Genomic DNA, 20277 nt, shown 5'->3' with positions numbered 1-20277 from the left:
GCAGTCACGGGCTGACCGCCGCGGCCGGGAGACCGGCCGCGACGGGCAACCCCTCTCTCCCGTCCGAACGACGCGAAAGGCATCCCCATGTCCCTGCAGCCGCACCACGACGGATCCGCCCTGTACGTCCCGGACCAGGAGCCCGCGCTCGGACAGACCGTGCCGGTCTTCGTCCGGGTCCCCGAGGGCGCCGACGTCCGTCAGGTGCACGTCCGGACCACCGGGGACGGCGAGCCGCGCTTCGCCGAGGCCACCGTCGACCGTACCGAGGGCGGCGACGTGTGGTGGCGGGCCGACGTCGAGGTTCGCAACCCGGTCAGCAACTACCGGTTCATGCTCTCCGGCGCCAAGGGCTACCGCTGGCTGAACGCGGCCGGCCTGGTCGACCACGATGTGCCCGACAACGGTGACTTCAAGCTGGTCAGCTACGCCCCGCCGCCGGCCTGGGCGCGGGACGCGGTGATCTACCAGATCTTCCCGGACCGGTTCGCCCGCTCCGCCGCCGCCGACGGCCGGACCGCCCCGGACTGGGCCGTCCCCTGCGACTGGGACACCCCGGTCATCGGGCGCGGCCCGGAGACCCCGCGCCAGTTCTACGGCGGCGACCTGGACGGCATCACCGAGCGGCTGGACCACCTGGACCGGCTCGGGGTGAACACCGTCTACCTCACCCCGATCTTCCCGGCCCGCTCCAACCACCGGTACGACGCGGCCAGCTTCGACACCGTCGACCCGCTGCTCGGCGGGGACGCCGCCCTGGCCCGGCTCGCTGACGCGGTCCGCGCCCGGGGCTGGCGGCTGCTCGGCGACATCACCAGCAACCACACCGGTGACGCGCACGAGTGGTTCACCCGCGCCGCCTCGGACGTGCACGCGCCCGAGCGGGAGCTGTACTACTTCGACGAGGCCACCGGCTGCGACAACTCCAGCTCGGCTGACGGCCATAATTCGGCCTCCGCGCCGCTTGGCGGCGCTCCGGACCGAATGAAGGCCGGTCTGACGCCGCGCTGCGACCTGGAGCCGTCGTACGAGTCCTGGAATGGGGTCAAGTCGCTGCCGAAGCTGAACTGGGGCAGCGCGGAGCTGCGCCGGCGCTTCGCCACCGCCGAGGATTCGCTGCTGCGCCGCTGGCTGCGTCCGCCGTACGGGCTGGACGGCTGGCGGGTCGACGTGGCCAACATGACCGGCCGGCGCGGTGCCGACGCGTACACCCACGAGGTGGCGCGGCTGCTGCGCGAGGTGGTCGCCGACACCCGGCCCGACGGGCTGCTGCTCGCCGAGCACGGCCACGACCACACCGGCGACCTGGACCGGGACGGTTGGCACGGCACCATGAACTACGTCGGCTTCACCGACCCGGTCTGGTCCTGGCTGCGGCTGGGCGACCAGCCGGTGCCGAACTTCCTCGGCACCCCGGGCGGGGTCCGCCGACGGGACGCGGGCGCGGTGCTCGCCACCATGAACACCTACCGGTCGCTGATCTCCTGGCGGTCGTACGTGCACTCGTGGCAGCTGCTCGGCTCGCACGACTCGGCCCGGATCCGGACCGTGGTCGGCGACGCCGCCCGGCAGGAGGTCGCCGCCGGCCTGCTCGCCACCATGCCGGGCACGCCGGTGATCTTCGCCGGCGACGAGCTGGGGCTGACCGGCACGAACGGGGAGGGGTCGCGTACCCCGATGCCGTGGCACCGGCCGGATAGCTGGGACCAGCGGACGTTCGCCGCGTACCGGTCGCTGCTGGCGTTGCGCCGCGCCGAGCCGGCGCTGCGCCACGGCGGCCTGCGCTGGGTGCACGCGGACGCGGACACCCTGGTCTTCCTGCGGGAGGCGCCCACCGGCTCGGTGCTGGTGCTGGCCCGCCGCGCCGCCGGCACCCCGCTCCGCCTGACCCCCCTCCCGGCCGGGGAGAACGTCCACGGCGGCGCCCCCGCCCTGCGCCCGGACGCCGACGGTACGGTCACCCTCCCCGCCGACGGCCCCACCTTCCAGGTCTGGCGCCTGTCCTGATCGTCCCCGCGATCTTGCAGTTCGGGTCCGTGTCCCGCGGCTTTCGTGCCCTTCGTCGGGCACCAACTGAAAGATCGCGGGGACTCGGGGGGTGAGGTGCCGATCAGGCCGAGGTCACGGTATGAGCTCGGCTGGCCCGGTCGGCTACTACAAACTGTCGTTGATGGGGGAGGATGGCCGCCGTGGAAGCTCTTCGGCTGGTACTTCTCTACGTCCATCTGATCGGGTTCGCGCTGCTGCTCGGCGGCTCGATCGCCCAGTACGTCAGCGGCCGGCTGCGGATCAACGCCGCCATGCTGTGGGGCTCGGTGATCGGTCTGCTGACCGGTCTGGGCCTCGCCGCCCCGCTGCGCGACGGCGACGAGCCGGCGCCCGCCAAACTTGTTACCAAGTTGGTGCTCGCGCTGCTCATCTTTGTCATGGTCTTCTTCTCCCGTAAGCGGGAGTCGGTCAACCGCGGCCATTTCCTCGCGATCATCGGGTTGACCCTGGTCAACGCGGCGGTGGCGGTGTTCTGGCGGTAGCGTCAGGAGCAGGGGAAAGGCCACGGGAAACGGACGTTCGCGACACCCGGCCCGGCACGATAGCGGCACGAATGGTGATCTGCCCCACCCAAGGGTTACGTAGGGATAACAGGCACTCAACGTTCGTGCACGATTATCGGCCGGTGGGTGGGCGCGGGCGTACGCTCCCGTCCGTAACGTGGGACGCCGGCGGCAAGCGCAGGCCGGCTCAAGGGCTGCCACCGCAGGGAACGCGGTGTGCAATGGGAAGGAGACGTCTTGCGCTCTGTGCGTGGGATGCGGATCGCCTCCGCCTTCGTGGCGGGTGGGCTCGTGCTGGGCGCCGCCGCGTGTGGTGAGGCCCCGAAGGACGACAAGAACGCCGGCGGCAACGGCGGCAAGAAGTTCAGCGCCTGCATGGTGACCGATGTCGGCGGCATCGACGACAAGTCCTTCAACACCTCGGCCTGGAAGGGCCTGCAGGAGGCGAAGGCGGCCAACGACAACATCGACATCAAGAACGTCCAGTCGAAGGCCGAGGCGGACTACGAGGTCAACCTGACCGGGTTCGTCAACCAGAAGTGCGACTTCATCCTGGCGGTCGGCGGCCTGATGTCCGACGCCACCAAGAAGGCCGCGACCGCGAACCCGAACCAGCAGTTCGCGATCGTCGACTCGAACCCGGGTCTGGACAACATCTACCCGATGCAGTTCGACACCGCGCAGGCCGCCTTCCAGGCCGGTTACCTGGCCGCCGGGATGAGCAAGTCCGGCAAGGTCGGCACCTACGGCGGTCTGCCGATCCCGCCGGTGACCATCTTCATGGACGGCTTCGCCGACGGCGTCGGGTACTACAACAAGGCCAAGGGCAAGAACGTCCAGGTTCTCGGCTGGGACAAGGCGACCCAGAAGGGTTCCTTCACCAACGACTTCGTCAAGCAGGACGAGGGTAAGAAGGTCTCCGACGCGCTGGTCGCCCAGGGCGCGGACATCATCATGCCGGTCGCCGGTGGCTCGGGCCTCGGCACCACCGCCGCCGCCCAGGCCTCGGGCGGCAAGTACTCGGTGATCTGGGTGGACGTCGACGGTTGCGACAGCACCCCGAACTGCCCGGCGCTGGTGACCACGGTCGTCAAGAACATCCCGGACGCCGTCAAGGAGGCCGTGCTCAAGGCCGCCGGTGGTGAGAAGCTCCAGGCCAAGCCGGGCTTCGTCGGCACCCTGGCCAACAACGGCGTCTCGATCGCGCCGTACCACGACTTCGACAGCAAGGTCCCGGCGGACCTCAAGGCCGACGTCGAGAAGATCAAGGCGGACATCGCCGCCGGCACCATCACGGTCACCTCGAAGGCCCAGCCGACCAAGTGACCCGCCCGCCGGCCGCCGCGGTGAGATCATCGGCAGCGGAGGCCGGCGGACACCAGGCATGACGATCCGGCCGCCTCGGCGTACGCGGGGACACCCGCGCCGCCGGGGCGGCCGATCCGCACCATCCGGGACCGGGCCGGCTCGGCGCCCGACGCGGCAGCGGCTACGCTGCACCATCGCTCGCACTCCAGGAGGTTGCGCTGAGACTCGAACTGCGCGGCATCACCAAGCGGTTCGGTGATCTGGTCGCCAACGACCACATCGACCTGACGGTGGAGCCTGGAGAGATCCACGCCCTGCTCGGCGAGAACGGCGCCGGCAAGTCGACCCTGATGAACGTGCTCTACGGGCTCTACCAGCCCGACGAGGGTGAGATCCTGGTCGACGGGAAGCCGCTGAAGCTGACGGGACCGTCGGACGCCATCGCGGCCGGGATCGGCATGGTGCACCAGCACTTCATGCTGGTGCCGGTCTTCACCGTGGCCGAGAACGTCATGCTCGGCGCCGAGCAGGTCAAGGGCGGCATCGCCGGTTTCCTGGACCGCCGGCGGGCCCGGCGGGAGGTCGCCGAGGTCTCCGAGCGGTACAACCTCCGGGTCGACCCGGACGCGGTGATCGAGGACCTGCCGGTCGGCATCCAGCAGCGGGTGGAGATCGTCAAGGCCCTCACCCGCGACGTCGACCTGCTGATCCTCGACGAGCCCACGGCCGTGCTGACCCCGCAGGAGACCGAGGGACTGCTCGCGGTCATGCGGTCGCTCAAGGCCGCCGGCAAGTCGATCGTGTTCATCACCCACAAGCTGGGCGAGGTGAAGGCGATCGCCGACCGGATCACCGTGATCCGGCGCGGCAAGACCGTCGGCACCGCCTCGCCGACCGCCAGCCGGGACGAGCTGGCCGCGCTGATGGTCGGTCGCAGCGTCCGGCTGACCGTGGACAAGCAGCCCGCCACCCCGGGCCGACCCGTCCTGGAGGTCGCCGGCCTGGTCGTCGACGACGACCGGCAGATCCGGGCGGTCGACGGCGTCGAACTGACCGTGCACGCCGGCGAGGTGCTCGGCGTCGCGGGCGTCCAGGGCAACGGGCAGACCGAGCTGATCGAGGCGATCATGGGCCTGCGGCCGGCGCTCGCCGGCACGGTGACCCTGGACGGCGAGGCCGTGCACGGCTGGCCGACCAAGAAGGTGCTCCGCGCCGGCGTCGGCTACGTGCCCGAGGACCGCAGCGTCGACGGCCTGGTCAAGGAGTTCTCCGTGGCGGAGAACCTGGTGCTGGACATCTACGACCGGCCGCCCTTCGGCAAGGGCCTGTCGCTGAAGCCGGATGCCATCGCGAAGTCGGCCAAGGAGCGGATCGAGCAGTTCGACATCCGTACCTCGTCGGCGGACGCGGCGGTGGGCACCCTCTCCGGTGGCAACCAGCAGAAGGTGATCGTGGCCCGGGAGCTGTCCCGGCCGCTGAAGCTCTTCATCGCCGCTCAGCCCACCCGGGGCGTGGACGTCGGCTCGATCGAGTTCATCCACAGCCGGGTGATCCGCGAGCGGGACATCGGCACCGCGGTCATGGTCGTCTCCAGCGAGCTGGACGAGGTGATCGGCCTCGCTGACCGGATCGCGGTGATGTACCGGGGCCGGATCATCGGCATCGTCGGCCCGGACACCCCGCGCGAGGAGATCGGCCTGCTGATGGCCGGCATCACCCCGGAGACGGCCGAGGCCGGGACCGCCACGGCGGCACCGGCCCCCGAGGGCCCTGGTAGCGAGGACGAGGCATGACCAACCCGAACCCGGTGTCGGGCTCCCCGGACAAGGAGCCGGCGACCGAGTCCCAGGCGGCGCAGAACGCGGTCGGCAACACCGACCGCGCGGCGACCACCGCCACCGCCCCGAAGCGGCCCGAGGAGCAGCCTCGTCCCTCGCTGGGCCGACTGTTCCTGGAGAACCTCTGGGCCGCCAACACGGTCACCGTCACGGTGCTCGCGGTGGTCCTGGCGCTGCTCGTCGGCGCGGTGCTGATCATCGTCTCCGACCCGGAGGTGCTGGCCACCTACAGCTACATCACCGCCCGGCCGGCCGACGCGCTCACCTCCAGCTGGACGGTGGTCAGCGAGGCGTACGCGAACCTGTTCAAGGGCGCGATCTTCGACCCGCAGGCGTCCGGCTTCACCGCCGCGCTGAGCCCGATCTCGGAGACGCTCACCTACACCGCGCCGCTGGTCTTCACCGGCCTTTCGGTCGCGCTCGCCTTCCGCGGCGGCCTGTTCAACATCGGCTCTCAGGGCCAGGCGACCATCGGCGTCATCCTCGCCGCGGTTGCCGGCTTCGCGCTGCCGCTGCCGCCGGTGCTGCACCTGCTCGTCGCGCTGATCGCCGGCGCGGCCGGCGGCGCGCTCTGGGGCTTCATCCCGGGCATCCTCAAGGCGCGGACCGGCGCCCACGAGGTGATCAACACGATCATGCTCAACTACGTCGCGGTCTACTTCCTGGCCTGGATCATCGTTCAGCACGGCGTGCAGAACCCGAACCGATCCGACGCCATCAGCAAGCCGGTCGAGTCCTCGGCGCAGCTGCCCCGGCTGCTCGGCGACAACCTGCGGGTGCACGCCGGCATCCTGGTCGCGGTGCTGGTCACCTGGTTCGTCGCCTGGCTGCTCAACCGCTCCACGGTCGGCTTCGAGCTGCGCGCGGTCGGCGAGAATCCGGACGCCGCGCGGACCGCGGGCATCAGCGTCACCCGCACGTACGTGCTGATCATGGTGATCTCCGGCCTGCTGGCGGGTCTGGGCGGGTCGAACATGGTGCTCGGCTCGACCGCGGACGCGCTGACCCCGCAGGTGATCGCGCAGATCGGCTTCGACGGCATCCTGGTCGCGCTAGTCGGCCGGCTGAAGCCGTGGGGCGTGCTGCTGGCCGCGCTGCTGTTCGGCGCACTTCAGGCTGGCGGTAACCGGATGCAGTCGTACTCCGGGATCTCGCTGGAGCTGGTCACCGTGCTCCAGGCGCTGATCGTCATCTTCATCGCCGCGCCGGCCCTGGTGAAGGCGATCTTCCAGCTCCGGGCGGCCCGCGCGGCCCGGTTGAAGACGAGCCTCGCGAAGGGCTGGTGAGCATGTCCACCACCGCTGTCCCCGAGGTCGCGGTGACCACGGTCGACGAGGGCTTCTGGACGCGCGCCCGCAAGGCCGGGGCCGTCCTGCTGGCGCTGGGCGTGCTCGCGGCGGCGCTGTTCGGCGCGCTCGCCACCGACCAGCAGGCCCGGTTCACGCTCAGCGAGACCGAGGGCGGTGCCGCCCTGGAGATCAACGGCACGGTCGGCGCGATCCTGTTCGGGGTCATCGCCGCCGCGGCCGGCGCCGCCCTGCTCGCCGGGGTGCCGAAGCGCTGGTTCACCCTGGTGCTCGGGGTCGGGCTGGTCGCCTTCGTGCTGAGCTTCCTGTGCTGGCAGGTCTCCGCCGCCCCTGAGGGCCGCAACTTCATGCCGCTGGTGAACATCGTGCGGGGCACCTTCATCCTCGCCCTGCCGCTGATCTTCGGCGCGCTGGCCGGTGTGCTCTGTGAGCGCACCGGTGTGGTCAACGTGGCGATCGAGGGGCAGCTGCTGATGGGCGCCTTCTCCGGCGCGCTCTTCGGCAGCATCTCCGGCAATGTCTGGGTGGGGCTGGTCGCTGCCGCGATCGGCGGCGCGTTCATCTCGCTGCTGCTGGCCGTCTTCGCCATCCGCTACCTGGTCGACCAGGTGGTCCTGGGCATCGTGCTCAACCTGCTGGCGGTGGGGGTCACCGGCTTCCTCTACGAGCGGTTGATGCAGACCGACGCGACGAAGTACAACAGCGCGCCCCGGTTCAGCAACTGGGAGATCCCGCTGCTCAAGGACATCCCGCTGATCGGTCCGGCGCTGTTCCGGGGCAACATCTTCCTCTACCTCGGCCTGCTGCTGGTGCTGGGCATCCACATCGCGCTGTTCCGTACCCGGTGGGGTCTGCGGACCCGGTCGGTGGGCGAGCACCCGACGGCCGCGGACACCCTGGGCGTGAAGGTGCTGGGGCTGCGGTACCGCAACGTGCTCATGGCCGGGATGGTGGCCGGCATCGGCGGCGCCTCGTACACGCTGGCGCTCTACTCCTTCACCAAGAACATGATCGGCGGTAAGGGCTTCATCGCCCTGGCCGCGCTGATCTTCGGCCGGTGGAGCCCGACCGGCGCGCTGCTCGCGGCGCTCTTCTTCGGCTTCGCCGACCAGCTCGCCACCTACCTCGGCGCGATCGGCAGCAGCATCCCCAGCCAGTTCCTGGCGATGCTGCCGTACCTGGCGACGATCCTGGCGGTGGCCGGGCTGGTCGGCCGGGTCCGGGCACCCGCCGCCGACGGCAAGCCGTACATCAAGGGCTGAGCCCTGGTCCGATCGGTGCCCGGCGGGGGATTCCTCGCCGGGCACCGTCGTTCCCGGGTGTCAGCTGACACAGGGGCACCCCTTCCCGCGTCCGACCAGGGTGACTTGGGCAGAATGGTGGGATGACCGAGATCGACTGGGAACGACTGCGAGCCGCGGCCACCGAGGCGATGCGGCACGCGTACGCGCCGTACTCGAAGTTCCCGGTCGGGGCGGCCGCCCTGGTCGACGACGGCCGGGTGGTGGTCGGCTGCAACGTGGAGAACGCCGCGTACGGCGTCACCCTCTGCGCCGAGTGCGGGGTGGTCACCTCGCTGCACGCCACCGGCGGTGGCCGGCTGGTCGCCATGTCCTGCGTCGACGCCACCGGTGAGCCGCTGATGCCCTGCGGCCGGTGCCGGCAGCTGCTCTGGGAGAACGGCGGCCCGGACTGCCTGATCGAGACGAAGGGCCGGCCGCTGCGGATGGCCGAGCTGCTGCCGCACGCCTTCGGCGTGGAGGACCTGGAGGCCGTCGTCGGCGAGACCCCGGTACCGGTGGTGCCGGAGCGGCTGGCCGCCTGGCGGGGGCGCGGCACGGTCTTCGTCCACCCGGACCTCTCCGCCGGGCAGCAGGTCTGGACGGCGTACTGGGAGCGGTCCGCCGGGGACACCGAGGACGCCCAGACCGGCGTGCTGGAGGAGGGCCCGACCTGGGACGACCCGGCGGAGGCGATCACCTGGGGGCTGGCCCGGACACCCCGGGTGGTGGTGGTGGACGCGGCCGGCGCGATCTTCTGGGCTGGAGAAGGTGAACCGCCGATGGAGATCCCTGTTCGCTGGGCGGGTTGAGCTGGGGGGGATCGGGCCGACCGTGACCGGCTCCGGCGGTCAGTCTTGATCCCTCCGCCGGTCACGATCGGCCCGATCTCTCGGTGGGCACGGTCGCGGGTAGGCCTACCGGCGACCGACGCGATTATGGATTGGAACTCAAAGGTGAGTGCTTTTACGGCGGTTGACGTCATCCGGGCCAAGCGGGACGGGGGCGTGCTGAGCGACGGCCAGATCGACTGGGTGGTCGACGCGTACACCAAGGGGCTGGTGGCCGACGAGCAGATGTCTGCGCTGGCCATGGCGATCCTGCTGCGCGGCATGAGCGCGCCGGAGATCGCCCGGTGGACCGCCGCGATGATCGCCAGTGGGGAGCGGTTGGACCTGTCGTCGGTGTCCCGGCCGACCGTGGACAAGCACTCCACCGGCGGCGTCGGCGACAAGATCACCCTGCCGCTCACCCCGCTCGTCGCCGCCTGCGGTGGCGCGGTGCCGCAGCTCTCCGGGCGCGGGCTGGGCCACACCGGCGGCACGCTGGACAAGCTGGAGTCGATCCCCGGCTGGCGGGCCGCGCTCACCAACGACGAGTTCATCGCCCAGCTCCGCGACGTCGGCGCCGTGATCTGCGCGGCCGGCGAGGGGCTGGCCCCGGCGGACCGCAAGCTGTACGCGCTGCGCGACGTCACCGGCACCGTCGAGGCGATCCCGCTGATCGCCAGCTCGATCATGAGCAAGAAGATCGCCGAGGGCACCGGCGCGCTGGTGCTCGACGTGAAGGTTGGCTCCGGTGCGTTCATGAAGTCCGTGGACGACGCGCGCGAGCTGGCCCGGACGATGGTCGAGCTGGGCGGCGCGCACGGTGTGCGGACGGTCGCCCTGCTCACCGACATGTCCACCCCGCTCGGCCTGACCGTCGGCAACGCGGTCGAGGTGACCGAGTCGGTCGAGGTGCTGGCCGGTGGCGGGCCGGCGGACGTGGTGGAGCTGACCCTGGCCCTGGCCCGGGAGATGCTGGCCGCGGCCGGCCTGCCGGACGCCGACCCGGAGGCGGCGCTGCGCGACGGCCGGGCGATGGACGTCTGGCGGGCGATGATCCGGGCGCAGGGCGGCGACCCGGACGCGCCGATGCCCACCGCCAACGAGGTCGAGGTGGTCCGCGCCGTCGAGGACGGCTTCGTCGCCTCCGTCGACGCGTACGCCATCGGCGTGGCCGCGTGGCGGCTCGGCGCCGGGCGGGCCCGCAAGGAGGACCCGGTGAGCATCCCGGCCGGGGTGGTGCTGCACAAGCGCCCGGGTGATCCGGTCCGGGCCGGCGACCCCCTCTACGAGCTGCGTGCCGAGCACGCGGAGCGGATTCCGGCGGCGCTGGCCGAGGCGGAGCGGGCGGTCCGGATCGCGGCGGAGGCGCCGACGGCGAAGCCGCTGGTCATCGAACGCATCGGCTGATCAATTTCGGTCGGGGGGCCCGTGGTGCCGGCCACCCGGAGCGGCTATCCTCCCTGCCCAGGGGGGATGGACCGGCGATGAGCCGTGAGCAGACAAGGGACCTGAGCCGTGCGCGTACCCGCCCCCGATCCCCGGGCCGTCCGTGAGGCGAGCCTCGACGAGCTGTCCCGGCTGGGCCTGCCGCTTCCGCCGTCCCAGTTCCCGCTGGTGTGGGAGCCGGGCGACGAGATCGAGCTGCGACCCACCGTGGAGATCGAGGCCCGGATCGCGGTGCTGCACGTGATCCTGGCCCGGTGCTTCGGGATGCCCCCGCAGGCGGCGATGAGCTGGCTGCTCGCCTCGCACCTGGTGGACCTGGTGACCCCGCCGGAGTGGCAGTTCGTGATGGGTGGCAAGGGCGACCACCGGTCGTTCGTGCTGCACCACGACGCGCTCTTCTCGCTGTCCTGGGTGCTCGGGTTGAGCAAGCAGCTGGACCCGACGGTGCCGGTGGACGAGCGGCTGGTGGAGCGGATGCCGAACGTGGCGGCGGGGGAGACCTTCGCCGAGTGGCGGTCGCGGATCCTGGCCGCTCCGCAGCACCCCGCCGACGCGGCGGCCCTGCTCGACCTGCACTACTGCCTGGACTGGGCGTACCTGGAGACCGAGCGGGCCGGCCGGCGGCTGCCCGGGCTGGTCGACGCGAACGCGATCGGGCAGCGCCGGTGGGCGCTGGAGTGGGCGGTGATCCTCCGTGGCCCTTACCACGACGAGCCGCCCGGCTGGGAAGAGGTCGACCTCTCCACCTGAGCCGTCAGCGCGGCCGGTGCACGCCGAGCCGGAACGCGAGGGTGACGTCGACCGGCTCGGGCAGCGCGGCGATCCGCTCGGCGAGCCGGGTCGGGTCGGTGTGCCAGGCGCTGGGGCCCATCCCGACCAGGGTGGCCACCTCGGTGCGGGTGAGCGCGAGTCGGGCGCGGTGCACGGTGGCGGGCTCCTCGGTGAAGTGCCCGCCCAGGCTCCCGGCGACCCGGTCCGCCTTGGCCGGGTCCACCCGCAGCAGGTCGAGCGGGTCGACCAGTTCCACGAGGTGGTCCTCGGCCGGGGTGACCACCAGCAGCGCGCCGGCCGGGTCGAGCACCCGGTGGAACTCCGCGCCGTTGCGCGGGGCGAACACGTTCAGCAGCACGGTGGTGGAGGCGTCGGCGAGCGGCAGCCGCTGCCAGGTGTCGGCGAGCGCCGCCGCCGCGCGCGGGTGGGCCCGGGCCGCGCGGCGTAGCGCCGGCTTGGAGACGTCCAGGGCCAGCCCGACGGCGTCGGCCAGCGCCGCCAGCACCGCCGCGAGGTAGCGGCCGGTGCCCGCGCCGGCATCCACCACCAGCGGGTACGGCCGCCCGGCGCGGTCGGCGTACGGGATCGCGGCGGCGGCGAGGGCGGCGGCGATGCTGTCGTAGTGCCCGGCGGCGAGGAAGTCGGCGCGGGCGGCGACCATCTCGGCGCTGTCCCCGGCGTGCGGGGCGCGCCCGGCGAGCAGGTTGACGTATCCCTGGCGGGCGATGTCGAAGCTGTGCCGGCGCGGGCAGCGCAGCGCGCGGGCGGTGCCGGCGGTGGCCTCGGCCAGGGGCTCGCCGCAGACCGGGCAGCGCAGCCGGTCGAGGATGCGGGCGTCCACGTCAGGCTCCCGATCCGGCGGTCCCGGGAGTGGAGCGCGGGCGGTCCGCGCCGGTGAGGTGGTCGACCACCCGGTGGGTCAGCGCGCCGAGCGCCTCGACCTCCTCGGGGGTGAGCAGGTCGATCAGGTGACGGCGGACGGCGGCCACGTGGCCGGGGGCGGCGGCCTCGATGGCCTGCCGCCCGGCCGGGGTGAGCGCGATGACGGATCCGCGGCCGTCGGAGGTGCACTCCTCGCGGGTGACCAGGCCGCGCTGCTGCATCCGGGTGAGGTGGTGGGAGAGCCGGCTGCGGGACCAGAGCATCCGGTCGGCCAGCTCGCTGAGGCGCAGCCGCTGGTCGGGCGTCTCGGACAGGTCGGAGAGGACGTCGTAGTCCGGCTCGGAGAGCCCGGCGTCCTGCATCAGCTCGCGGGCCAGCTCCAGGTCGAGCAGGCGGCGCATCCGGCGGTAGCCGCGCCAGGCCCGCTCCTCCCGCCCGGCCAACCACCGTGGGGCGTCCATGCCGACCATCCTAGCTCAGTGGTTGACATGTCATCGAAAACTCCCTACGGTTGATGACATGTCAACCAGATTGCCCGTACGACTGGCCCGGCTCCTGCTGGGCCTGGTCCTCTTCGGCGCCAGCGTGGCGCTGATGGTCCGCGCGGACCTCGGGCTGTCGTCCTGGGACGTGCTGCACCAGGGCCTCGCCGCCCGGACCGGCCTGCCGCTGGGCTGGGTCGTCAACGGCGTGGCGCTGGTGGTCCTGCTGCTCTGGTTGCCGCTGCGCCAGCGCCCCGGCGTGGGCACGCTGACCAACGTCGCGCTGGTCGGGGTGGCGCTCGACGCGGTGCTGGCGGTGCTCCCGCCGGTGCCCGCGCTCCCCGTCCGGGTCGGCCTGCTGCTCCTCGGCGTCCTGCTCAACGGGGTCGCCACCGCCCTCTACCTCGGCGCCCGGCTCGGTCCCGGCCCGCGCGACGGGCTGATGACCGGCCTGGCCGCGCGCGGCCTGCCGATCGGCCGCGTCCGCACCCTGATCGAGCTGGGTGTGCTCGCCGTCGGCTGGCTGCTCGGCGGCACCGTCGGCGTCGGCACCCTGCTCTACGCGCTGAGCATCGGGCCGCTCGCCCAGTTCCTCATCCCCCGACTCGCCGTGCCCACCCCCGGCCGGCCCGCCCCGACAGGAGTGACCCCGTCATGCCCCGCCTGAACGTGATCGTCGCCAGCACCCGCCCCGGCCGGGTGGGCCGGCAGATCGGTGACTGGTTCACCGCCGCCGCCGTCCGGCACGACGGCTTCGACGACGTACGCCTGGTCGACCTCGCCGAGGTCGGGCTGCCCTTCCACGACGAGCCGCACCACCCCTCCGACGGGATCTACCTGCACCGACACAGTCGGGAGTGGAGCGCGACGACCGCCGCGGCGGACGCCTTCGTCCTTGTGATGCCGGAGTACAACTACGGCTTCAGCGCCCCGCTGAAGAACGCGATCGACTACCTCTACCACGAGTGGCAGCACAAGCCGGTCGGCTTTGTCAGCTACGGGATGACCTCCGGCGGCCTCCGCGCGGTGCAGATGATCAAGCAGGTGGTGACCACGCTGAACATGGTGCCGGTCAACGAGGCGGTGACCATCTTCCTGCGGCAGGCGCTGGACGACGGCGGCGAGCTGCGGCCCGACCCGGGGCGCGACGATGCCGCCGACCTGATGCTCGGCCAACTGGCCCGGCTGGCCGCCGCGCTCGCGCCGCTGCGGGTGGCGGCGTGAGCGCCCGGCTGTGGGAGCTGTTCGGCGAGCGGGGGCGCGGGGTGGTGGTCACCCTGCGCCGGGACGGCCGGCCGCAGCTGTCCAACGTCGACTACCTCGCCGAGCCGGGGCTGATCCGCTGCTCCACCACCGGCGACCGGGCCAAGGTCCGCAACCTGCGCCGCGACCCTCGGGCCAGCTTCCACGTGACGACCCCCGACGGCGGGGCGTACGCGGTGGCCGAGGGGACGGTGACGCTCACCCCGCCCGCCGCGGCGGACGGCGACGCGACCGTCGAGGAGCTGGTGGAGGTCTACCGGCGGATCCGTGGCGAGCACCCCGACTGGGTGGAGTACCGGGCGGCGATGGTGGCCGACGGCCGCGTGGTGATCCGCCTCGCGGTCGAGCGGGTGTACGGCTGGCGCCCCTGACCCGCCGGGCCCGGTCCCGTCCCGTCCAGAGGGCGCCGGTGACTAATGTCTGAGCATGGTCGCAATCCGGTACGAGGACATCGTCAAGGTCCCGAAGGCGCTGCTTCACGATCACCTGGACGGCGGTCTGCGGCCGGCGACGATCGTCGAGCTGGCCGCCGAGGTCGGTCACGAGCTGCCCACCACCGACCCGGTGGCGCTGGGCCGCTGGTTCGTCGAGGCGGCCAACTCGGGCTCGCTGGAGCGCTACCTGCAGACGTTCGCGCACACCGTGGCGGTGATGCAGACCGCGCCCGCGCTGCGCCGGGTCGCCCGGGAGTGCGCGCTCGACCTGGCCGCCGACGGGGTGGTCTACGCCGAGGTCCGGTTCGCCCCGGAGCAGCACCTCGAACAGAACCTGACCCTGGACGAGGTGGTCGAGGCGGTCGTCGCCGGGTTCGTGGAGGGAAGCGCGCAGGCGGCCAAGGCGGGTACCCCGATCCGGGTCGGCACCCTGCTCACCGCGATGCGGCACGCCGCCCGTTCCCAGGAGATCGCGGAGCTGGCCGTCCGGCACCGGGATGCCGGGGTGGTCGGGTTCGACATCGCCGGCGCGGAGGCGGGTTTCCCGCCCACCCGGCACCTGGACGCCTTCGAGTACCTCCAGCGGGAGAACTTCCACTTCACCATCCACGCCGGCGAGGCGTTCGGGCTGCCGTCGATCTGGCAGGCGATCCAGTGGTGCGGCGCGGACCGGCTCGGCCACGGGGTGCGGATCGTCGACGACATCACCCCCGGGCCGGAGCCGGTGCTCGGCCGGCTGGCCGCGTACGTGCGGGACAAGCGGATCCCGTTGGAGCTGTGCCCGTCGTCGAACGTGCAGACCGGCGCCGCCCCGTCGATCGTGGAGCACCCGATCGGGCTGCTCCGGGACCTGCGCTTCCGGGCGACGGTCAACACCGACAACCGGCTGATGAGCGGTACCTCGATGTCCCGGGAGATGGCGCTGCTGGTGGAGGCCTTCGGCTACGGCTGGAAGGAACTCCAGTGGTTCACCATCAACGCGATGAAGAGCGCCTTCATCCCGTTCGACGAGCGCCTGAAGATCATCGACGAGGTGATCAAGCCGGCGTACGGGAAGCTGATCGGCTGATCACGGATGCTGGTGCGGGTGGCCGGCGAGCAGGGCGGCCACCCGGCGCAGCACCTCGCGGGCCCGGGCCGCCTCGGCACCCAGCCCGGTCTGCCGGCGCAGCACCGCCGGCTCGGCGCGGAGCAGGGCCACCCCGCGGCTCAGCAGGACCCGGGGCGCCTTGCGCTGCTCGGCCAGGTCGCGGGCGAGCCGGCGCAGGAAGGTCGCCCCGCGCGGCCGGCGCAGCGCGTACGCCCCGGCCAGCAGACCCCGGCGGCGGCACTCCTCGACGATCTCGGCGGCGAAGATCCCTTCGGCGACGAAAAGTGGCGATCCGGCGACGTCGAATGGCCGGGTGGCCACCCTCCGGTCCGCGCCGATCGCATAAACCGGCACTTCGGCCTTGCCGTGTCGGGCCAGTCGGGCAATTGTTTCCACCGCCGTCTCGGCGTCCCAGGACGCGGGGGACTCCCAGTCCACCTGTCCGTTCCAGCGCGGCAACGTAGGGTCATCGCCGTCTTTGTAGAAGTCGTCCAGGCAAAGGACAGGAAGTCCGGTTCGATGCGCTATGTACGACTTCCCGGAGCCGGATGGGCCGGCGAGCAGGACGACGCGGTGACGATGTTCCATTACCTTGAGTGACTCCGGCCAGACGGATTGCTATCAAATTGCATCAACATCTCATCACACCTCCGGCGAGGGACAACCTGGGCTTTCTCTTTGCGGGGCGGCGTGATGGAATCTCGGAGGTCCGACCCGCCGGGTCGGTCGCTCGCCGTTGCCTAGGGCGACGTGCGAACGCTGTGATGCGAGGGCGGTGACGTGAGCAAACGGCCTAAGGCGGCGGGCTCCTTCCTGTCGCGTCTGCGCCGGCCGGCCAGCCGGCTCCGCGACATGCCGATCTGGTCCAAGCTCGGTCTGATCATGATCGTGCCGACCATCGCCACGGTCGTGGTCGGCACCACTGGTCTGGTCGACCACCTGCAGACGCTCAACAATGCCAACCGGGCCGGCGACCTGGCCAACCTGATCGGCTACTCGGGTGAGCTGATCGACACCCTGCAGGACGAGCGGACCGCCGCCGTGCTGCTGCTGAGTGCCGACACCCCCCAGGTCAAGACGTCGTACACCGCGGCGTACGACCAGGTGGACAAGAAGGTCGACCACGCCAAGGATCGGTACTCGCAGCAGCGCGCCAAGCTGAACGACCTGCCCGCCACGCTGGATAACCTCCTCGGCGGGATCGACCAGGACCTCACCGACCTGCCCGGCACCCGCAGTCAGGTCATCAACGGCAAGATGGCGACCAGCCAAGCGATCAGGGTGTACGAGGGCCTGATCAGCGACCTGCTGGCGGTCCGCGACTCGAGCACCCAGCTCGCCGGCGACAGCGACCTGAGCGACCGGATGCGCGCCGCCGCCGCCATCGCCCGCACCAAGGAGTTCCTCTCCGAGCGCCGGGTGGTCGTGCACCGCGCACTTGCTTCGAAACCCAAAAAGCTCAGCCCGAGCCTGCGCCAGGACTACATCTCCAGCGTCACCGCCGAGCGGCAGGCGCAGGAGGCCTTCTCCGCCATCGCCAACCGCTCAGAGGCCGAGTTCTACCAGCAGACCGTCGCCGGGGGCGACCTGCGCGAGGTGCTCTCCTACCAGGGCCAGATCTTCAGCAACGAGACCGGTGACCTGTCGGCCCTCTCCTTCGGTCCGGACCAGTGGGACTCCGCGATGGTCGGCAACGCCAAGCTGATCCGTACCGTCGAGTCGAAGCTCGACGGCGACGTGGTCAAGCAGGCCGACAAGCTGCGGTCGAACGTGCAGCGCCAGGTCTTCCTGGAGACCGGCCTGCTGCTGAGCATGCTGCTGCTGGCGATCCTCTTCGCGTACCTGGTCGCCCGGTCGATGGCCCGGTCGCTGCGCGACCTGCGGCAGGGTGCCCTCTCCGTGGCCCAGTACGGCCTGCCGCAGGCGGTGGCCCGGCTGCGGGATCCGCAGGTCACCGGGCAGCTCTCGCCGGTGCAGCTGGCCAACCAGATCGCCGAGCCGCTGCCCGTCCGGAGCAAGGACGAGTTCGGCCAGGTGACCGAGGCGTTCAACGCCGTCCACCTGGAGGCCGTCCGGACCGCCGCCGAGCAGGCCGCGCTGCGCGCCTCCGTCGCGACGATGTTCGTCAACCTGGCCCGCCGTTCGCAGATCCTGGTCGACCGGCTGATCGGTCACCTGGACCGGCTCGAGCGCGGCGAGGAGGACCCGGACCGGCTGGCCGAGCTGTTCCAGCTCGACCACCTCGCCACCCGGATGCGCCGCAACGACGAGAACCTGCTGGTCCTCGCCGGTGCCGACTCGACCCGCGTGCAGCGCGAGCCGGCCGCCCTGATCGACGTGCTCCGCGCCGCGCAGTCCGAGGTCGAGCACTACACCCGGATCGAGTTCGGCATCATCGACCGGGACATCGAGGTCGCCGCGCACGCGGTCAACGACCTGGTGCACCTGGTCGCCGAGCTGTTCGACAACGCCACCGCCTTCTCCCCGCCGGACTCCCACGTCATGGTGGAGGCCCGCCGGGTGGGCGACCGCGCCTCGCTGTACGTCGAGGACCGGGGCATCGGCATCACCGGCGAGCAGCTGCGGGACCTCAACGAGCGGCTCGCCACGCCCCCGCAGGTGGACGTGGCCGTATCCCGGATGATGGGCCTGGTCGTGGTCGCCCGGCTGGCCTCCCGGCACGGCGTCAAGGTCGAGCTGCGGCCCGGCGCCGACCGGGGTACCGTCGCCGACGTCACGCTGCCCACCTCCGTCCTGGTGCCGCGCGCCCTCTCCGGACGGGGGCAGCAGCCCGCGGCGCTCCCCGCGGCGAGCGGCCCGGCGCCGACCTTCGGTGGCCCTCAGCCGATCGGCCCGGCGCCCGCCCTCGGTGCCCTGGCGGCCCTGGGCAGCGGCCCGGCCACGCCGCAGGCCCCGCGCCCGGGCGAGTCGGGCAACCAGGTGACCCTCGGCGGTCGCCCGTTCGACCCGGCCTCGCGCAACGGCTCCGGCACCCCGGCCACGGCGGGCGGCATGCGCCCGATGCCCGCCTGGTCGGACCTGACCGGTGCCAGCGGGACCAACGGCGCCGACTCGTTCACGCCGCGAACCGCCAACGGCCAGCCGATCGACCCGCTGCCCCAGCGCCGCAACGGCGACGGCGGTGACCCGTCCGGCACCGGCCAACAGCCGGCGATCCCGCGGCAGCTGCCCAGCAGCCCGGAGACGCGTCCGTACAACCCGCCGCCGGTCTCCGCCCCGCCGCTGCCACCGATCTCCGGCGTACCGGTGTCGTCGTCGCCGGTGTCCGGTCACCCGGTCTCCGGCCAGCCGTACCCGGGTCAGCCGATGTCGGCCCCGCCCGGCCCGGGCCAGCCGTACTCGGCGCCCCCCGCGGCCCAGCCGTACTCAGCGCCGCCCGCGGCGCGGCCGTACTCGGCGCCCCCGGCGACCCAGCCGTACTCCGCGCCGTCTGCGGGCCAGCTGCCGCCGCAGGCTCCGGCGGCCGCCGCGCCGAGCGCCGCCGCCCCGCCGGCCTGGCCGCCGGTCGCCGCGCCCGATCGGGACGCGGCAACCCCGCCGGTGCCGGAGCGGCTCGCCGCGGCCCTGGACATGACCACCGAGCTGCCACGGGTGCCGCGCCCGGAGGCCGCCACGCCGCCGGCCGTCAACCGGCCGCCGGCCGCGAACCGACCAACGACGCCACAGCAGGCCGCGAACCGCCAGCGGTACGCGGACGAGACGATGGAGCTGCCGATCTTCCGGGAGCTCGAGTCGGCGTGGTTCCGCACCCGCCGGCCCGGGCCGGAGGAGGCGGCGGCCGCCGCGCCCGCCGCGCCCGCCGCCCCGGCGAGCGGTGCCGCGACCCAGCAGTTCGCCAAGGTCGACGCCGCCGGCCGGGCCGTCCAGCAGACACCCCCCGGGACGACAGGTAACACACCGATGGCACACACTCCGACGGCCGGTGGAGCGCCGCGCGACAACGGGACGGCCACGAACGGCGGCGTCCGCCCCGGTCCCGCCGAGGCGCTGCCGAACCGGCGGCCGCAGCCGCCGGCCGGTGGCTGGCAGACCGCGGCCGACGACGGCTGGCGGGCCGCCTCCGCGGCCACCGAGGTGCCGGTGGAGCAGACCACCCAGAAGGGGCTGCCCAAGCGCACGCCGATGGCGCAGCTGGTCCCCGGTGGGGTGGAGAAGCCGACGGCCTCGGTGCAGCGCCGGACGCCGGAAGGCGTACGGGGTCTGCTCTCGGCCTACCATCGGGGCGTGCAGCGGGGGCGTAACCACCCGACCGACAGCAACTCGACCGGCCCGGAGGCGACCCCGGGCGGGCAGCAGTCCTCGCAGTCTGGCTCAGGCCCGGTGGCCGGGAGCGGGCAGAAGGAGCAACAAGGATGACTACTACGCAGGATCTCGGATGGCTGCTGGCCAACTTCGCCGACCGGGTGCCCGGTGTCGCGCACGCGGTCGCCGTCTCCGCCGACGGCCTGCTGCTCGCGTCGTCTCGTGACCTTCCGCGGGACCGGGCCGACCAGCTCGCGGCGATCTCGTCCGGACTGGTCAGCCTGACCCAGGGCGCGGCTCGCTGCTTCGAGGGCGGGGCGGTGCTGCAGACCGTCGTGGAGATGGACAACGGTTTCCTGTTCCTGATGTCCATCTCGGACGGCTCGTCGTTCGCGGTCCTCGCCGCGCGCAGTTGCGACGTCGGGCAGGTCGGCTACGAGATGGCGCTGCTCGTCGACCGGGTGGGTGACGCACTGACCCCGCAGCCGCGTACGGCTGTCGGAATGATGGGCTGACCGAGCTGACCAGCGG

General features: G+C 72.3%; 18 protein-coding genes. 15 read left to right on the top strand and 3 right to left on the bottom strand.

Going from position 1 to position 20277, the window contains the following annotated elements; genetic code table 11:
- The first annotated feature begins 87 nt into the window (after positions 1-87).
- The 9 genes from OG799_RS25120 (at position 88) to OG799_RS25080 (ending at position 11311) form a co-directional block, all read left to right on the top strand.
- Complete coding sequence (locus tag OG799_RS25120; RefSeq protein ID WP_406038130.1) at positions 88-2007, top strand: glycoside hydrolase family 13 protein; 1920 nt, start codon at positions 88-90, stop codon at positions 2005-2007.
- A gap of 182 nt (positions 2008-2189) precedes the next feature.
- On the top strand, positions 2190-2531 hold the full coding sequence (locus OG799_RS25115) for a hypothetical protein (RefSeq protein ID WP_089011257.1): 342 nt from the start codon (positions 2190-2192) through the stop codon (positions 2529-2531).
- A 276-nt stretch (positions 2532-2807) separates the two neighbouring features.
- Entirely contained in the window at positions 2808-3878 is a 1071-nt protein-coding gene (locus tag OG799_RS25110) for a BMP family protein (RefSeq protein ID WP_406046398.1), read from the top strand.
- 200 nt (positions 3879-4078) lie between these two features.
- A complete protein-coding gene (locus OG799_RS25105; protein ID WP_406046397.1) occupies positions 4079-5653 on the top strand; it encodes an ABC transporter ATP-binding protein in 1575 nt (524 codons plus the stop codon).
- Positions 5650-6984 carry an ABC transporter permease gene (locus OG799_RS25100; RefSeq protein ID WP_406038128.1) on the top strand — a complete coding sequence of 445 codons (1335 nt, stop codon included), beginning with the start codon at positions 5650-5652 and terminating at the stop codon, positions 6982-6984. Before OG799_RS25105 ends, OG799_RS25100 begins: the two co-directional genes overlap by 4 nt.
- Positions 6985-6986: 2 nt before the next feature.
- On the top strand, positions 6987-8267 hold the full coding sequence (locus OG799_RS25095; protein WP_406038126.1) for an ABC transporter permease: 1281 nt from the start codon (positions 6987-6989) through the stop codon (positions 8265-8267).
- 122 nt (positions 8268-8389) lie between these two features.
- Positions 8390-9097, top strand: a complete 708-nt coding sequence (locus OG799_RS25090; protein ID WP_406038124.1) for a cytidine deaminase — start codon at positions 8390-8392, stop codon at positions 9095-9097.
- Positions 9098-9241: 144 nt separating this feature from the next.
- Positions 9242-10522, top strand: a complete 1281-nt coding sequence (locus OG799_RS25085; protein ID WP_406038122.1) for a thymidine phosphorylase — start codon at positions 9242-9244, stop codon at positions 10520-10522.
- A 108-nt stretch (positions 10523-10630) separates the two neighbouring features.
- Positions 10631-11311, top strand: a complete 681-nt coding sequence (locus tag OG799_RS25080) for a DUF4272 domain-containing protein (RefSeq protein ID WP_406038120.1) — start codon at positions 10631-10633, stop codon at positions 11309-11311.
- Positions 11312-11315: 4 nt separating this feature from the next.
- Here OG799_RS25080 and OG799_RS25075 read toward each other — a convergent pair whose 3' ends face one another.
- Both OG799_RS25075 and OG799_RS25070 read right to left on the bottom strand, forming a co-directional pair.
- Positions 11316-12173: a putative RNA methyltransferase gene (locus OG799_RS25075; protein ID WP_406038118.1), complete on the bottom strand. Its 858-nt coding sequence runs from the start codon at positions 12171-12173 to the stop codon at positions 11316-11318.
- A 1-nt stretch (position 12174) separates the two neighbouring features.
- On the bottom strand, positions 12175-12675 hold the full coding sequence (locus OG799_RS25070) for a MarR family winged helix-turn-helix transcriptional regulator (RefSeq protein WP_406038116.1): 501 nt from the start codon (positions 12673-12675) through the stop codon (positions 12175-12177).
- Between the two features lie 58 nt (positions 12676-12733).
- Between OG799_RS25070 and OG799_RS25065 the strand changes: the two genes are divergently transcribed.
- The 4 genes from OG799_RS25065 to OG799_RS25050 are packed head-to-tail and all read left to right on the top strand — an operon-like array spanning position 12734 to position 15462.
- Complete coding sequence (locus OG799_RS25065; RefSeq protein WP_406038114.1) at positions 12734-13363, top strand: YitT family protein; 630 nt, start codon at positions 12734-12736, stop codon at positions 13361-13363.
- Positions 13351-13920 (top strand): NADPH-dependent FMN reductase, encoded by a 570-nt coding sequence (locus OG799_RS25060; protein ID WP_406038112.1) that lies wholly within the window; start codon positions 13351-13353, stop codon positions 13918-13920. Before OG799_RS25065 ends, OG799_RS25060 begins: the two co-directional genes overlap by 13 nt.
- The gene (locus tag OG799_RS25055) at positions 13917-14330 is read left to right on the top strand and encodes a PPOX class F420-dependent oxidoreductase (RefSeq protein ID WP_406038110.1); all 414 of its coding nucleotides are present in this window, start codon (positions 13917-13919) and stop codon (positions 14328-14330) included. Before OG799_RS25060 ends, OG799_RS25055 begins: the two co-directional genes overlap by 4 nt.
- Before the next feature lie 55 nt (positions 14331-14385).
- The gene (locus OG799_RS25050; RefSeq protein WP_406038108.1) at positions 14386-15462 is read left to right on the top strand and encodes an adenosine deaminase; all 1077 of its coding nucleotides are present in this window, start codon (positions 14386-14388) and stop codon (positions 15460-15462) included.
- Here OG799_RS25050 and OG799_RS25045 read toward each other — a convergent pair whose 3' ends face one another.
- A complete protein-coding gene (locus OG799_RS25045; protein WP_406038106.1) occupies positions 15463-15921 on the bottom strand; it encodes an ATP-binding protein in 459 nt (152 codons plus the stop codon). It lies immediately after the preceding gene.
- A 342-nt stretch (positions 15922-16263) separates the two neighbouring features.
- Between OG799_RS25045 and OG799_RS25040 the strand changes: the two genes are divergently transcribed.
- Both OG799_RS25040 and OG799_RS25035 read left to right on the top strand, forming a co-directional pair.
- The gene (locus OG799_RS25040; RefSeq protein WP_406038104.1) at positions 16264-19860 is read left to right on the top strand and encodes a nitrate- and nitrite sensing domain-containing protein; all 3597 of its coding nucleotides are present in this window, start codon (positions 16264-16266) and stop codon (positions 19858-19860) included.
- On the top strand, positions 19857-20261 hold the full coding sequence (locus OG799_RS25035) for a roadblock/LC7 domain-containing protein (RefSeq protein ID WP_089011242.1): 405 nt from the start codon (positions 19857-19859) through the stop codon (positions 20259-20261). The genes OG799_RS25040 and OG799_RS25035 overlap by 4 nt, the downstream gene beginning before the upstream one ends.
- Positions 20262-20277: the final 16 nt, after the last annotated feature.

Source organism: Micromonospora sp. NBC_00898 (genome assembly GCF_045207895.1).
In the GTDB taxonomy this organism is placed as follows: Bacteria; Actinomycetota; Actinomycetes; order Mycobacteriales; family Micromonosporaceae; genus Micromonospora.
The sequence above is the reverse complement of the archived record's forward strand: the minus strand, read 5'-3'. Positions and strand labels throughout refer to the sequence as shown.